This is a genomic window from Streptomyces triticisoli (assembly GCF_003270085.1).
GTDB classification, from domain to species: domain Bacteria; phylum Actinomycetota; class Actinomycetes; order Streptomycetales; family Streptomycetaceae; genus Streptomyces; species Streptomyces triticisoli.
Map to the genome: position 1 here is coordinate 1 of NZ_QFDQ01000102.1, position 13,754 is coordinate 13,754.

The 13,754-nt window shown below is 71.4% G+C and carries 12 protein-coding genes and 2 pseudogenes; all 14 read right to left on the minus strand.

Annotation, left to right across the window (positions count from 1 at the left end; genetic code table 11):
• Nucleotides 1-478 (minus strand): annotated as a pseudogene (locus DEP02_RS16690) (flavodoxin-dependent (E)-4-hydroxy-3-methylbut-2-enyl-diphosphate synthase); the annotation flags it as partial.
• A 244-nt stretch (nucleotides 479-722) separates the two neighbouring features.
• Nucleotides 723-1,745 carry an adenosyl-hopene transferase HpnH gene (hpnH, locus tag DEP02_RS16695; protein WP_112468159.1) on the minus strand — a complete coding sequence of 341 codons (1,023 nt, stop codon included), beginning with the start codon at nucleotides 1,743-1,745 and terminating at the stop codon, nucleotides 723-725.
• Between the two features lie 5 nt (nucleotides 1,746-1,750).
• A complete protein-coding gene (locus DEP02_RS16700) occupies nucleotides 1,751-2,392 on the minus strand; it encodes a phosphorylase family protein (RefSeq protein WP_112468161.1) in 642 nt (213 codons plus the stop codon).
• Nucleotides 2,392-4,416 (minus strand): squalene--hopene cyclase, encoded by a 2,025-nt coding sequence (gene shc / locus DEP02_RS16705; protein ID WP_112468163.1) that lies wholly within the window; start codon nucleotides 4,414-4,416, stop codon nucleotides 2,392-2,394. The genes DEP02_RS16700 and shc overlap by 1 nt, the downstream gene beginning before the upstream one ends.
• 116 nt (nucleotides 4,417-4,532) lie before the next feature.
• Nucleotides 4,533-5,669, minus strand: coding sequence for a polyprenyl synthetase family protein (locus DEP02_RS16710; RefSeq protein WP_112468175.1), 1,137 nt, complete (start codon nucleotides 5,667-5,669; stop codon nucleotides 4,533-4,535).
• Nucleotides 5,669-7,099 carry a hydroxysqualene dehydroxylase HpnE gene (hpnE, locus tag DEP02_RS16715; protein ID WP_112468165.1) on the minus strand — a complete coding sequence of 477 codons (1,431 nt, stop codon included), beginning with the start codon at nucleotides 7,097-7,099 and terminating at the stop codon, nucleotides 5,669-5,671. The genes DEP02_RS16710 and hpnE overlap by 1 nt, the downstream gene beginning before the upstream one ends.
• Complete coding sequence (locus tag DEP02_RS35690; RefSeq protein WP_369123209.1) at nucleotides 7,096-7,236, minus strand: DUF6380 family protein; 141 nt, start codon at nucleotides 7,234-7,236, stop codon at nucleotides 7,096-7,098. The genes hpnE and DEP02_RS35690 overlap by 4 nt, the downstream gene beginning before the upstream one ends.
• On the minus strand, nucleotides 7,236-8,186 hold the full coding sequence (gene hpnD / locus DEP02_RS16720) for a presqualene diphosphate synthase HpnD (protein ID WP_198668465.1): 951 nt from the start codon (nucleotides 8,184-8,186) through the stop codon (nucleotides 7,236-7,238). Before hpnD ends, DEP02_RS35690 begins: the two co-directional genes overlap by 1 nt.
• Entirely contained in the window at nucleotides 8,183-9,079 is an 897-nt protein-coding gene (gene hpnC / locus DEP02_RS16725) for a squalene synthase HpnC (protein WP_112468167.1), read from the minus strand. The genes hpnD and hpnC overlap by 4 nt, the downstream gene beginning before the upstream one ends.
• A 359-nt stretch (nucleotides 9,080-9,438) precedes the next feature.
• Nucleotides 9,439-10,248, minus strand: a complete 810-nt coding sequence (locus DEP02_RS16730) for an ABC transporter ATP-binding protein (protein ID WP_198668466.1) — start codon at nucleotides 10,246-10,248, stop codon at nucleotides 9,439-9,441.
• A complete protein-coding gene (locus tag DEP02_RS16735) occupies nucleotides 10,241-11,170 on the minus strand; it encodes an ABC transporter permease (protein WP_112468169.1) in 930 nt (309 codons plus the stop codon). Before DEP02_RS16735 ends, DEP02_RS16730 begins: the two co-directional genes overlap by 8 nt.
• Nucleotides 11,171-11,271: 101 nt before the next feature.
• Complete coding sequence (locus tag DEP02_RS16740) at nucleotides 11,272-12,183, minus strand: glycosyltransferase family 2 protein (RefSeq protein WP_112468171.1); 912 nt, start codon at nucleotides 12,181-12,183, stop codon at nucleotides 11,272-11,274.
• 5 nt (nucleotides 12,184-12,188) lie between these two features.
• Complete coding sequence (locus DEP02_RS16745) at nucleotides 12,189-12,968, minus strand: CDP-alcohol phosphatidyltransferase family protein (RefSeq protein WP_198668467.1); 780 nt, start codon at nucleotides 12,966-12,968, stop codon at nucleotides 12,189-12,191.
• Nucleotides 12,946-13,754 (minus strand): annotated as a pseudogene (locus DEP02_RS16750) (iron-containing alcohol dehydrogenase); the annotation flags it as partial. The gene DEP02_RS16745 and the pseudogene DEP02_RS16750, both read right to left, overlap by 23 nt.

Here is a 13,754-nt window from a genome sequence, read left to right on the forward strand (position 1 = left end):
CGGCGAGCTGCCGGTAGGCCTCGATCATCACGACCGGGTCGCTGTGCTTGACGGAGATCTTGATGTCCCGGAAGCCGTGCTCCTCGAACAGCGAGGCCTCCCACAGCGCGGACTCCACCAGCGCCTCCGGGGTGGCCCTGCCGTACTTCTGCAGCAGCCGCCGGTCCAGCGAACCGGCGTTGACGCCGATGCGGATCGGCGTGTCGTGGTCCCTGGCCGCCCGGGCGATCTCCTTGACCTTGTCGTCGAACTGCTTGATGTTGCCCGGGTTGACGCGCACGGCCGCGCAGCCGGCCTCGATCGCGGCGAAGACGTACTTGGGCTGGAAGTGGATGTCCGCGATCACCGGGATCTGCGACTTGCGGGCGATGGTCGCCAGCGCGTCCGCGTCGTCCTGCGTGGGACAGGCCACCCGGACGATCTGGCAGCCGGACGCCGTCAGCTCGGCGATCTGCTGCAGCGTGGCGGCCTGGTCGGAACGGACGGCATGCCGAGAGAAATCGCAGTCATCTGCTGTGCAACCCCAAGTCATGGATCAAGGTCCGGCCCCGGTCAGCGGCGGGGCTCCAGGCTTCGAGATTACGGCACAGCCGCGCATGCCAGCACATCCCACCCGTCAAACCACTCATGGGAAGGCGGCCGGGCGGAAGATCCGCCCGGCCGCCTCCGAACTCGGCCGGGCCGGTACCTCGGGGACGCCCAAGGGAATGGCGGTCATGGTGTCAGCCCCGGTTTCCGGAGACGGTCTCGCGCATCGCGCGCAGGGACTCCTTCAGGGACCCCATGGTGGCGAGCACGGCGGTGGGTTCGTAGCCGCAGTGCGCCATGCAGTTGGCGCAGCGCGGGTCCTTGCCGCGGCCGTATTTGTCCCAGTCGGTCTCCTCGACGAGTTCCCGGTACGTCGGGACGTATCCGTCGCTCATCAGGTAGCAGGGGCGCTGCCAGCCGAAGAGCGAGTAGTTGGGGATCGCCCAGGCGGTGCACGGGAAGTCGACCTTGCCCTCGAGGAAGTCGAGGAACAGCGGCGAGTGGTTGAGCCGCCAGCGGCGCCGGTTGCCGCCCGCGAACGCCTTCCTGAACAGTTCGCGGGTCTGCTCCACGCCGAGGAAGTGCTCCTGGTCGGGGGCCTTCTCGTAGGCGTAGGCGGGCGAGATCATCATCTCGTCGACCTTGAGGTCGTCGTTGAGGTAGTTGAGGACGTCGACGACGGTCTGCGGGGTGTCGGTGTTGAAGAAGGTGGAGTTGGTGGTCACCCGGAAGCCGCGCCGCTTGGCCTCCTTGATGGCCTCCACCGCCTCGTCGAACACGCCCTCCTTCGCCACCGACTCGTCGTGCCGCTCGCGCAGTCCGTCGATGTGCACGGCGAAGGCGAAGTAGGGCGAGGGCTTGAACTGGTCCATCTTCTTGCGCAGCAGCAGCGCGTTGGTGCACAGGAAGACGTACTTCCGCCTGGCCACCAGCTGCCTTGTGATCTCGCCGATCTGAGGGTGCATCAGGGGCTCGCCGCCCGCGATGGACACCATCGGCGCACCCGACTCCAGCACCGCCCCCACGGCCTGCGCGACGGGCATGCGCTGCTTGAGCACCCCGGCCGGGTGCTGGATCTTGCCGCAGCCCTCGCAGGCGAGGTTGCAGGCGAAGAGTGGTTCAAGCTCCACGATCAGCGGGAACTTGTCCCGCCTGCGCAGCTTCTGTTCGGCCAAGTATGTAGCGACCTTGATGGACTGACGCAGCGGCATGGCCATCTGGCTCACCTCCTGGGGAGCAGAACATTACGGTGCCATTCGAAGAAAGTCGGCAGGACGGACCGAAGAACACGGAAAGCCGTTATTCCACCGCGGACCGTGCCGATACGGACGAGTTCATGTTCTGGAGCGTCCACGACCACCCGCACGGCCGCAACCGGGCGCGCGCCCGTGCGCACGGCGCTCAGGAGCGTGGCCGCCGACTCCATGTCGGCGGCGATCGCGCCGGCCGCGCGCAGCTCGGACCGCTCGGATCCGCGCACGACGTGGTCGGAGCCGGTGAGCGGCCCGGTGTGGACGGTGCGTCCGGGCAGGGTACGCGCGAGTTCCTTGACGAGCAGTTCGGTGCCGACGCACGGCACGGTGCCGCGCGGGTCCCGGGTCTCCTCGGCGACGACGAGGTCGCCGGGGTGCATGCCCGGGGCCAGTCCCGCGCAGAAGCCCGTGGCCAGCACCGCGGCCCGCGCCAGCGGCGGACCGGCCAGCACCCGGGTGACGGACTGTTCCGCCGCCCTGGGGCCCATCCCCGTCCGCAACACGGCCACCGGCCCACCCGCGCCGCCGCGGTCGCCCGTGCGCAGGGCGAGGTGCTCGATGCCGAGCGCGCAGGCGATCAGCAGCGGGGCCGGGCCGGGCCGGGTGCTCATCAGCCCCCCTTGGCCTCGGCGTGGACACGGTCCCTGCGGACCTTGTCGGCGAAGGGTTCGCCGTGGACGTACCGGCCGAGCGCGGTGAGCGGGAAGACCTGCCGGTAGAGGTGGTAGTTGATGGAGAAGTCCCAGGGGAAGCCGGTGCCGGTGAAGTACGGCTCGTCCCAGGAGCCGTCCTCCCGCTGGGTGGCCGCGAGCCACTGGACGCCGCGCTCGACGGCCTTGGAGTCCTTCTCCCCGGCCGCGAGCAGCGCCATCAGCGCCCACGCGGTCTGCGAGGCGGTGGAGGCTCCTCTGCCGCTCCACTCCTTGGCATCCTTGTAGGAGCGCAGGTCCTCGCCCCAGCCGCCGTCGTCGTTCTGCACGCTCTCCAGCCAGGCCACCGCGCGGCGGATCGCCGGGTGGGAGCCGGGCAGGCCGGCGGCGGTCAGGGCGGGTACGACGGACCCGGTGCCGTAGAGGTAGTTGACGCCCCAGCGGCCGAACCACGAGCCGTCCGGCTCCTGCTCGGCCAGCAGCCACTGGATGCCGCGCCGGGTGCGCGGGTCGTGGGACAGGCCCTCGGCGGCGAGCATCTCCACGACGTGCGCGGTGACGTCGGCCGACGGCGGGTCGATGACCTCGCCGAAGTCGCAGAACGGCAGCCGGTTGGGGAAGGGGCTGGTGTTGTCGACGTCGAAGGCGCCCCAGGCGCCGTTCCTCGACTGCATGCCGAGGTTCCAGCGGATCCCGCGCCCGATGGCCTTGTCGACCCGCTCCGGGTCGTGGTGCCTGACCCGGCGCAGGGCGAGGACGACTTCGGCGGTGTCGTCGATGTCGGGGTAGTTGTCGTTGTGGAACTCGAACGCCCAGCCGCCCGGCGGCAGCCCCGGCCGGCGCACCGCCCAGTCGCCGGGGCGCACGATCTGCTCGCCGAGCATCCAGTCGGCGGCCCTGACCAGCTGCGGGTGGTCGGCGGGAAGGCCGGCGTCGGCGAGCGCGATGGTGGCCAGACAGGTGTCCCAGACGGGCGACTGGCAGGCCTCGATCATCCGGGCGCCGTCCTCGCGCCAGACGGCGAAACGGTCCAGTGACCGAAGGCCGGCGCGCATCACCGGGTGGTTGAGGTCGTAGCCCAGCAGGTGCAGCGCGATGATCGAGTACACGGCGGGCGGCTGGATGCCGCCCCAGCAGCCGTCGTTCTCCTGTCGTTCGATGATCCAGCGGGCCGCGGTGTTCATCGCGGCCCGGCGCATCCGCTTGGGTGCCACCCGGTGGAAGGCGTGCAGCGCCTTGTCCAGGCGCTGGAAGACGCCGTCCCAGCTCGTGGCCGGGGCGAGCGGTCTGGGCGGGCTGGGGCGGTGCGGGTCGGTGTGCAGCTCGTCCAGCGGGAAGGGCGCGGGGCGCACCGGCCGCATGGCGGAGACGATGGTGAGCGGCACGATGGTCTGCCGGGCCCAGCAGCCGAAGTCGTAGATGTTGAGCGGCAGCCAGGAGGGGAACCAGATCAGCTCGGGCGGGAGTTCGGGCAGGTCCTCCCACTTCCACCAGCCGAACAGCGCGAGCCAGATCCGGGTGAAGACGCGGGAGGCGGCGATGCCGCCCTGCGCCCGGATCCAGGCGGAGGCCCTGGCCATGTGGGGGTCGTCGGGCGCGTCGCCGGCCAGGCGCAGGGCGACGTAGGCCTCGATGGTGGTGGAGAGTTCGCCGGGCCCGCCGTGGAAGGTGGCCCAGGTGCCGTCCTTGCGTTGCTCGCCGCGGATGAACAGGGCGGCGGCGCGGGTGGTCGCCTCGTCGGGGATGCCCAGGAACTGGCGCAGCAGCAGGTCCTCGGCGTCCATGGTGACGTTCGTCTCGAGGTCGCCCTTCCACCAGCCCTCGGCGTCCTGCCGGGCGAGGAGGAAGTCGGTGGCCCGCCTGACGGCGTCGGCGGCGGCTTGGGGTGCCCCGGTCGCCTCGGGGGTGGTGAGTACGGTTTCCGTGGCCGCGGCAGCGCGGGACGGCAGTGTCGCCCCGGTACTTCCGTCGGTCGTCGCTGTCATGGCTTCCCCTTCATGCAGTCGTGCGAGTCGTGCTGCTATGGGTCCGCCGTCGGCCGGTACCTGAAACCTTGCGGCACCGGCCGGCGACTACACGAGGCTGGTTCGACCGATAGTGCTCATCTCTCTCGTACGACGACGAAGTCCGCGAGCGCCGCGAACGCGGCCCGTACCTGCTCGGGCAGGTGCACGGCGTCGAGGGCTTCGATGGCGATGGTGTGCTGACGGCGTGCCTCCTCGGCCGTCCACTCGCGGCCGCCCGCCTCCTCGATGAGGGCGGCGCGGGCCGCGAACTCCTCCTCGGAGAAGTTCGCGAAGTCGCTGCTCTTGGCGTCGGCGGCGAGGATCTCGCCGAGCCGCTCGGAGGCGGAGCCGCCCGCCGCGAGCGCGGCCACGACGGGCAGGGACTTCTTGCGCTGGCGCAGATCGCTCCAGGTCTGCTTGCCGGTGGCCTCCGGGTCGCCCCAGATGCCGAGGAGGTCGTCGACGGCCTGGAAGGCCAGGCCGAGGTGGTAGCCGTACTTCTCCAGCGTGTCGGCGGTGGCGTCGTCGGCGCCGCCGAGGACCGCGCCGACGGAGGAGGCGCAGGCGAGCAGGGCGCCGGTCTTGTTGCCCTCCATCTCCAGGCACTCCTCGACGCTGACGCGGTCGCGGTGCTCGTAGGAGATGTCCTGCGCCTGACCGTCGATCAGGGCGAGGCTGGCGGTGGTCAGACGGCGGGCGGCGCGGGCGGCCTCGACGGTGCCGAGCTCCAGCAGCACCTCGTTCGCCAGGGCGAACAGGGCGTCACCGACCAGGATGGCCTGGGCGGGGCCGTGCACCTTCCAGACGGTGTCGCGGTGGCGGCGCTGCTCGTCGCCGTCCATCAGGTCGTCGTGCAGCAGCGAGAAGTTGTGGACGAGTTCGACGGCGACCGCACCGGGCACGCCCACCTCGGGCTCGGCCCCGGCGACCTCGGCGGAGAGTACGGCCAGGGCGGGGCGTACGGCCTTGCCGCCTGCCCCGTGCGCGGGGTTGCCCGCGGCGTCGATCCAGCCGAAGTGGTAGGCGGCGACGGTGTCCATGGGAGGGGCCAGGCGGTCGACGGCCGCCCGCAGTACCGGCGTGGCCAGGGTCCGGCCGCGCTCCAGCAGCGCGGTCACGTCCACCGCGGTCCCTCGAGCGGGTGTCGAGGCCGGGGGAACAGTGGGCACAGTCTCTCCTCTTGTTGCGGTGCCGGGAGTGCGGGGGCCTGCCGCGGACTGCTGATCGAGCATCATGCCGCCGCCTCCTCGATGGCGAGGAGACGGCTCGGTCGGGGCCGGCCCAGGGTGCTCAGCGCGGCGTCGGCCGCCTGCACACCGCTGCGGACCGCACTCTCCATGGTCGCGGGCCACCCGGTGGCGGTCCACGCTCCGGCCAGGTACAGGCCGGGTGCCTTGGTGCGGGCGCCGGGCCGCAGCCGCCCGACGCCGGGGGCCGGGGCGAACGTCGCCATGCGCTCCCGGGTCACGAAGAAGTCCTTCACCTCGGCGCCGCGCGCGCGGGGCAGCAGCCGCTCCAGTTCGGGCAGGTAGCGTTCGCGCAGTACGGCGACGGGCGTGTCGATCTGGTCCTGCGCCACCGACTGGGACACCGCCAGGTACTGACCGTGCTTCAGCCCGGACGCCTCGGTGCGGTCGAAGACCCACTGCACGGGCGTGCCGAGGGCCGCGAAGAAGGGCCTGCTGAGCACGGTGCGGTCGTAGACGACATGGACGTTGAGGATCGGTGCGGTGCCGATGCCCAGCAGCCGGTCGGGGGCGTCCAGGGCGCCCGGCGGCAGCAGGTCGTGCGCCTCGCGCTGCGGTACGGCGAGGACGACGGCGTCGGCGAGCAGTGTCTCGCCGGGAACCTGAACGTTCCAGCTCCCGTTCTCGTCGGGGGAGACGGAGGTGACGCGTGCACGGACCTCGGTACGCACGCCCGCGGAGTCGAGCGCCCTGCGCGCCAGCCGGTCGTGCAGTTCGCCCAGCGGGACGCGGGCCCAGCCGATGTCGGCCGCGCCCGGGTCGGACAGCAGACCGGTCTTGAACACCATCGCGGCCAGTGCCAGCGAGGTGTCGGACGCGACCGCGTTGAGGGTGGCGATCCCGACCAGGTCCCACAGGGCCTCCACGGCACGCGCGGACTGGCCGTGCGCGGTCAGCCAGCTGCCGAAGTCCTGGGTGTCCAGGGCCGGATCGGCGAGGTCGAGTCCCTTGAGCGCGAGCGCGGCGCGGCCCACCCGGGCGCGCTCGGCGAGGCTCAGGTGCGGGTAGGTGGCCAGGCTCCGTCCCAGGTGCAGGGGTACGGGCAGCGCGTCGCGGCGCAGTCTGCCCAGGCGCCGTCCCTCGGGCCGGTCGGCGTCGAGGACGGGCACCTCCAGCCGGTTCTGCAGCGGGGCGAGTGCCGCGCCGCCGATCCGGTCGAGGAACCAGCGGTAGGCGGTGCAGCAGCGCAGGTACACGTGCTGTCCGTTGTCGACGGTGAGGTCGCCGCGCCGGAAGGAGCAGGCGAGCCCGCCCAGACGTGGTCTGCCCTCGAGCAGCGTCACGCGCACTCCGGCGTCGGCGAGCTCGAGCGCGGCGGTGAGGCCGGCGAGTCCGCCGCCGACCACGACGGCGTGCCGCCCGGCCGGGCCGGGGGCAGGGGTGAGCGGCCCTTCCCGCCGCATGCCGTCGGTCATCGTGCGCCCTCCCCTGTGCGTCCGCCGCGGTGAGCGGGTGCCTCGCGGGCGACCGTTGCAGTCAGGGACGCCGACCGGTGGCGGAGGGTTGCCCGCCGCTTCTCGCCGGTCGCGTCACCGTGCGGCGACATGGCCATCAGACACGCCTCCTGACGGTCCGCCGGGTCACGTGCCGGGCGTCGAGGCCGGACAGGCCGCGCACGGCGACGTACGCCTTCTCGCGTCCGGGCAGCGAGACCCGGCCGCGCAGCACGGCCTCCGGCTCGCGCTCGATGCGGTCGAGCAGGCGGCGGTAGATGCCGGCCATGGCGGCGACGCACGCGCCGCTGCGCCGGTCCAGCAGGGGCAGCAGTCGGTAGCCCTCGGCGAACAGGGCGCGGGCCCGCCGCACCTCGTAGTGCACCAGGCCCGCGAAGTCGGAGCCCTCCGGTGGGGTCGGCCCGTGGAACCCGGCCGAACAGCCGAACTTGGCGAGGTCGTCGGCGGGCAGGTAGGTGCGGCCGCCCTCGGCGTCCTCGCGGACGTCTCTGAGGATGTTGGTCAGCTGCAGCGCGAGCCCCAGCGTGTCGGCGTACTCGGCGGCGCGTTCGGCGCCGCGCGCCCCTGCCTCGGTGCCGAACACGCCGAGGGAGAGCCGTCCGATGGCCCCGGCCACGCAGCGGCAGTAGACCTTCAGGTCCTCCCAGGTCTCGTACGTCTCGCCGCGCACGTCCATCAGAACGCCGTCGATGAGCTCGTCCAGGCCGCCGAGCGGGATCGGGAAGCTGCGGGCGGCGTGGGTGAGGGCGACGGCGACGGGGTCGGTGTCGTCGTCCTCGACCGTGCCCTCGCGGATCCGGCCGAGCAGCGCCCTGGTGTCCTGCAGACGGGTGATTTTGACGTCGTCGGCCAGCGCGCCGTCGCCGATGTCGTCGACCCGCCGGGAGAACGCGTACAGCGCCGACATCGCGCGGCGCTTGGGCGTCGGCAGCAGCCTGATGCCGTAGGCGAAGTTGCGGGCCTGTCCCGCGGTGACGGCCTCGCAGTAGCTGTAAGCGGCGAGTACCGGCGCGGACACGTGCGGTTCCGACTCCACGGCCCGGATCACCCCTCTCCTCGCAGAGTCACGCCCACCTCGCGCAGCAACTGGACCTTGCCGGGCTTGGGCGGGCCGGGAAGTACGTCGTAGTCGGCGGCGGCGATCGCGCGGATCGCCGCCCTCCCTCCCGCCACGAACCCTGCGAGCAGCAGCTTCAGCCTGCCGTGGACGCTACCCACGAGGGGGGCACCTTCATTCAGTAGTTCACGGGCGCGTTGTGCTTCGTACGCGACCAGTGCGCGCACCGATGCGCCCGCGGTGGGCGTGGCGAGATCCGCCTCCTGGACGTGAAAGCGCTTCATGTCCGTGGCGGGCAGATAGATGCGGTCGCGGCCGAGGTCCTCCCGCACGTCCTGGAGGTGCTCGACGATCTGCAGGGCGGTGCAGACGGCGTCGGAACGGCGGATCCGCTCGGGGGTCGAGGTGCCGGTGACGGCGAGGACGAGGCGGCCGACGGGGTTGGCGGACAGTTCGCAGTAGGCGAGGAGGTCGTCGTAGGTCTCGTACCGCGTGACGAACTGGTCCTGGCGGTTGGCGGCGATCAGGCCGAGGAACGGCTCGGGGGTCAGTGAGCGGCGGCGGATGGTGGGCTGCAGCCGTCGCAGCAGCGGGTGGCGCGGGGTGCCGTCGAAGACCCGGCGCAGATCGGCCTCGAAGGCGTCGAGGAGGGCGAGGCGGTCCTCGGCCCGGTCGGCCGGCACGCCGAGCAGCCGGGCGTCGGCGCCGCCGGGGGCCAGGTCGCCGTCGCCGATGTCGTCGACGAGGCGGGCGAAGCCGTAGACGGCCATGAGGTCGGTGCGCCAGGCTCTGGGCAGGAAGAACGGCGCCACGGGGAAGTTCTCGCCCGCGGCCTTGTCGAGGGTGGCGCGCTCGGGGGCGCGCGCCGTCGGTGTCGGGGTCATCGTCCGCTGCCTGGAACGGGGACGGCGCATGCTGCGTTGAGCATGGGAGTTTCCGTATCCATTGCCGTCACATCTCCCGTTCTACACTGCCGACCCGACACACACTATTTCGGACACGCCGCCCAGCCGTCCACGGGGCGGCCGTGACGGAAGGGGTCGCGCATTATCTCCCCACTTGCCGCTTTCCGGGACCGGTACAGCTTACGTTGTACAACGCACCATGGTCCGTCGGGGTGTCCTGGACATCACAACAGCACACCGATTGGTGTCAAGCTTCCCGAACCGGAAGCGAGTTGACGCATCCTTTGCAGACGCCGGGCCCCGCCGGACGGTTCCGGCGGGGCCCGAAGCAGGTGGAGCTACTTGCCCGTGAACTTCTCGTACTCCTTGAGCACCTCTTCGGTGGGCCCGTCCATGCGGAGCTCCCCGCGCTCCAGCCACAGCACCCGGTCGCAGGTGTCACGGATCGACTTGTTGTTGTGGCTGACCAGGAAGACCGTGCCGGCCTCCTTGCGCAGCTCCCGGATGCGCGCCTCGGACCGCTTCTGGAACTTGCGGTCGCCGGTGGCCAGCGCCTCGTCGATCATGAGGACGTCGTGGTCCTTGGCCGCGGCGATGGAGAAGCGCAGCCGGGCCGCCATGCCGGAGGAGTAGGTGCGCATCGGCAGCGTGATGAAGTCGCCCTTCTCGTTGATGCCGGAGAAGTCGACGATCTCCTGGTAGCGCGACTTGATCTCCTCGCGGGACATGCCCATGGCGAGCCCGCCCAGGATGACGTTGCGCTCGCCGGTCAGGTCGTTCATCAGCGCCGCGTTCACGCCGAGCAGCGAGGGCTGGCCGTCGGTGTAGACCCTGCCCTTCTCGGCGGGCAGCAGGCCGGCGATGGCGCGCAGCAGGGTGGACTTGCCGGAGCCGTTGGAGCCGATCAGGCCGATGGCCTCGCCGCGGTAGGCGATGAAGGAGACGCCCTTGACGGCGTGCACCTCGCGCACCCCCCGCGCCGCGTCGTCGGAGCCGCGCCTGAGGATGCGGCTGAGCGCCGCGGTGGCGCTGCCCTTGCCGGTCCTGGCGCCGTTGACGCGGTAGACGATGTGCAGCTCGTCCGCGATGACGGTGGGCACCCGCTGCCCGCCGTCGCGCGTGTCGTGGTCACGCTCCTGCTCAGCCACGGCCGTACCTCTCCTCCGCCTTCCAGAAGTACACGAAGCCACCGGCGAAGAAGAGCACGGCCCAGCCCAGGGCGGCGGCCCAGACGTGCGGCGGCAGGTGCGAGGAGCCGTAGTTGTCGACCAGCGCGAAGCGCATCAGGTCCATGTAGACGGCGGCGGGGTTGTACTGCATCAGCCGGATGAACCACTCCGGCCGGCCGGCGAGCATGCCGTTGATGGAGAACATCACGCCCGACGCGTACATCCAGGTCCGTGTGACGAACGGCATCAGTTGGGCGAGGTCGGGGGTCTTGGCGCCCATCCGGGCCATGATCAGCGCGAGACCGGTGTTGAAGAGGAACTGCAGCGCCAGCGCCGGCACGATCAGCAGCCAGGACAGGCCCGGATAGCTGCCGAAGGCAACGACCACGACGAACAGCACGATCATCGAGTACAGCAGTTGCTGGAGCTGCTGCAGCGCGAACGAGATCGGCAGGGAGGCGCGCGGGAAATGCAGCGCGCGCACCAGCCCGAGGTTGCCGGAGATGGCACGCACGCCGGCCATGACCGAGGTCTGGGTGAACGTGAACACGAACACGCCCGTCACCAGGAACGGGATGTACGTCTCCCGGTCCAGGCCGCGGCTGGCCTTGAGGATGACGCCGAAGATGAAGTAGTACACGGCGGCGTTCAGCAGCGGGGTCGCCACCTGCCAGAGCTGACCGAGCTTGGCCTGGCTGTACTGGGCGGTCAGCTTCGCCTGGGAGAAGGCCAGGATGAAGTGGCGCCGGCCCCAGAGTTGGCGGACGTACTCCGTCAGCGGCGGCCGGGCGCCGCTGACGGACAGCCCGTACTTGTCGGCGAGCCGGCTCGCCGTGAGGCCCTCGTCGGGCGACGGAGCCGTACCGAGGGCGACGCCGCCGTCATGCGTTGTCTCACTCACAAGTGGAAACTTTCGTCTTCGAGATGCGCACCCGGCGCGGATGTACGGGCGTGGCACGAGCACCGGCCGGGCGGGCCGGACGCTCCTGGGGAACGAGCTTGTCAGATGACCGGTGGCCGGCCCAGTCGGGTGAGCCGCCACACAGTGCGCCACCTCATGGGCCGGCGCGGCCCGCACGGTGTGGTCCAGCCCTCCTTGAAGCCTCCGAACCAGGCCTTCAGGGCCGGGCGCGAAGGGCGGCGGGCGAGGGTGAGCAGCAGCCACACCCCCAGGTAGACCGGGACGAGAGGGGCCGGGAGGTTGCGGCGGGCGAGCCAGACGCGGTTGCGGGCGACCATGCGGTGGTAGACCGCGTGCCGCGAGGGCGCGGTCGTCGGGTGGTACAGCACCATGTCGGACCGGTAGTCGATCATCCAGCCCGCGTCGAGGGCCCGCCATGCCAGGTCGGTTTCCTCATGGGCGTAGAAGAATGCGTCCGGCAGGCCGCCGACTTCCGCGAAGACCCGGGTCCGCACGGCGTTGGCGCCGCCGAGGAAAGTGGTCACCCGGGAGGAGCGCATCGGGTCGGAGGCGCGCAGCCGCGGCACGTGGCGGCGCTGGGTGACGCCGGTGTCCGGGTCGGCGATGCGGAAGCTGATGATGCCGAGCCGGTCGTCGGCCGCGAAGGCCCGGCGGCACAGCTCGGCGGTGTCGGTGCGGGCGAGCAGGCCGTCGTCGTCGAGGAACAGCAGGATGTCGACGTCGCCGCCGCCCGGCCCGAAGGCCTCGATGCCGACGTTGCGGCCGCCGGGGATGCCGAGGTTCTCGGGCAGCTCGACGGTCCGTACAAACGACGAGGACTCCGCGACGTCCGGGACGGGCGAGCCGTTGCCGACGACCACCACCTCGATCCGGTCGCCGTCCTGCTGGGCGACCGAGTCGAGCAGGGCCCGCAGCTCCTCGGGGCGGTTGCCCATGGTGATGACCACGGCGCCCACCTTGAGCGGACTGAGCGGAGAGCTCGAAGAGATCATGCCGCTCACCTCAGCCTGCTGGAGGCGAGGATGGACACCAGGTGCAGCACGGTCTGCAGCAGCGCGATGCCGGCGAGCACGGCCGTGCCGAGCCGGGTGAAGAACAGGTCGCCCCTGCTCGCGTCCAGAATCGCGAGGACCAGGATCAACAGGGACGCCTCGATCCCGAGGATCAGCCGGTGGAACTTGAGCGCCGCGGCGGCCCGGCGGGCCAGCGCCATGCCGGAGGAGCGCGGCTCGGACGCGGCCTCCTCGACCGGCGGCAGCCCGCCCTGGTGGCGGGCGACACCCACGAGGTCGGTCTCCGCCTTGATCAGGATCGCGCCGAGGGCGGCCAGGGTGCCGAGGAAGGCCCAGAGCCAGTCGATCCGTCCGGGCCCCCACAGGTCGGCGGCGCGCAGGCCGAGCCCGACCAGGACCGCGGCGTCGGTGAGATAGGCCCCGACCCGGTCCAGGTAGACCCCGCCGAGCGAGAACTGCTGCTTCCAGCGGGCGATCTCACCGTCGACGCAGTCCAGCAGCAGGTACAGCTGGACCATCACCACACCGAGCACCGCGCCCGCGATCCCCGGCACCAGCAGAGCGGGGGCCGCGAGGACGCCGAAGACGGTCATCAGGTACGTGAGCTGGTTGGGTGTGACCCTGGTGCCCACCAGGTAGCGGTCGACCCGCAGGGACACCTCGCGCATGTAGAGGCGGCCCGCCCAGTGCTCACCGCTGCGCCGGTCCTTCACCCCTTCGGGGTGCACGACCGGCCGTAGTTCAGCTACCGATGGTCTTGACATAGTCGAGGTAGTGGCCCTTGATCTGGTCGGACGTGAGGTCGAGGTGTTCGAGGATCGTGTAGCGGCCGGGCCGGGTCTCCGGGGCGAACTCCACGACCCGGACGAACTCGTCCACCGTGAAGCCGATCTCCTCGGGCAGCACCGGCAGCCCGTGCCGGCGCAGCACCCCGGCCATGGCGGCCGACTCCTCGTGGGCCCCGCGCAGGTGCATCGCGAAGGCCGCGCCCAGCCCGCACTGCTCGCCGTGGCTCGCGGCCCGCTGGGGGAACAGCAGGTCGAAACCGTGGTTGATCTCGTGGCAGGCGCCGGAGGCGGGCCGCGAGTCGCCCGAGATCGACATGGCGATACCGGTGAGGACCAGGGCCTCGGCGAGCACCTGCAGGAAGTCGCTGTCGCCGATGCCGCCCGGGTGCCGCAGCACGGCCTCGCCCGCCTGGCGGGCCATGGCCGCGGCCAGCCCGTCGACCTTCTCGCCGTTGACGCGGTGGGACAGCTCCCAGTCCGCGACCGCGGAGATGTTCGAGACGGCGTCGCCGATGCCGGAGCGTAGTGGCGACCGGGGAGCACAGGCCGTCGTGCGAGAGGTTCGTGGGCACCGCGACCAGGGGCAGGCCGATGCGGGCCGCGGCGAACTTGGCACAGTCGATGATCTTGCCGCCGCCCAGGCCCACGACCGCGTCGTAGTGGCCGGCCTTCATCTCGCCGGCCAGCCGGATCGCGTCGTCCAGGGTGCCGCCGCCCACCTCGTACCAGGTGGCACCGGGCAGCGAGGGGGCGATCCGCTCG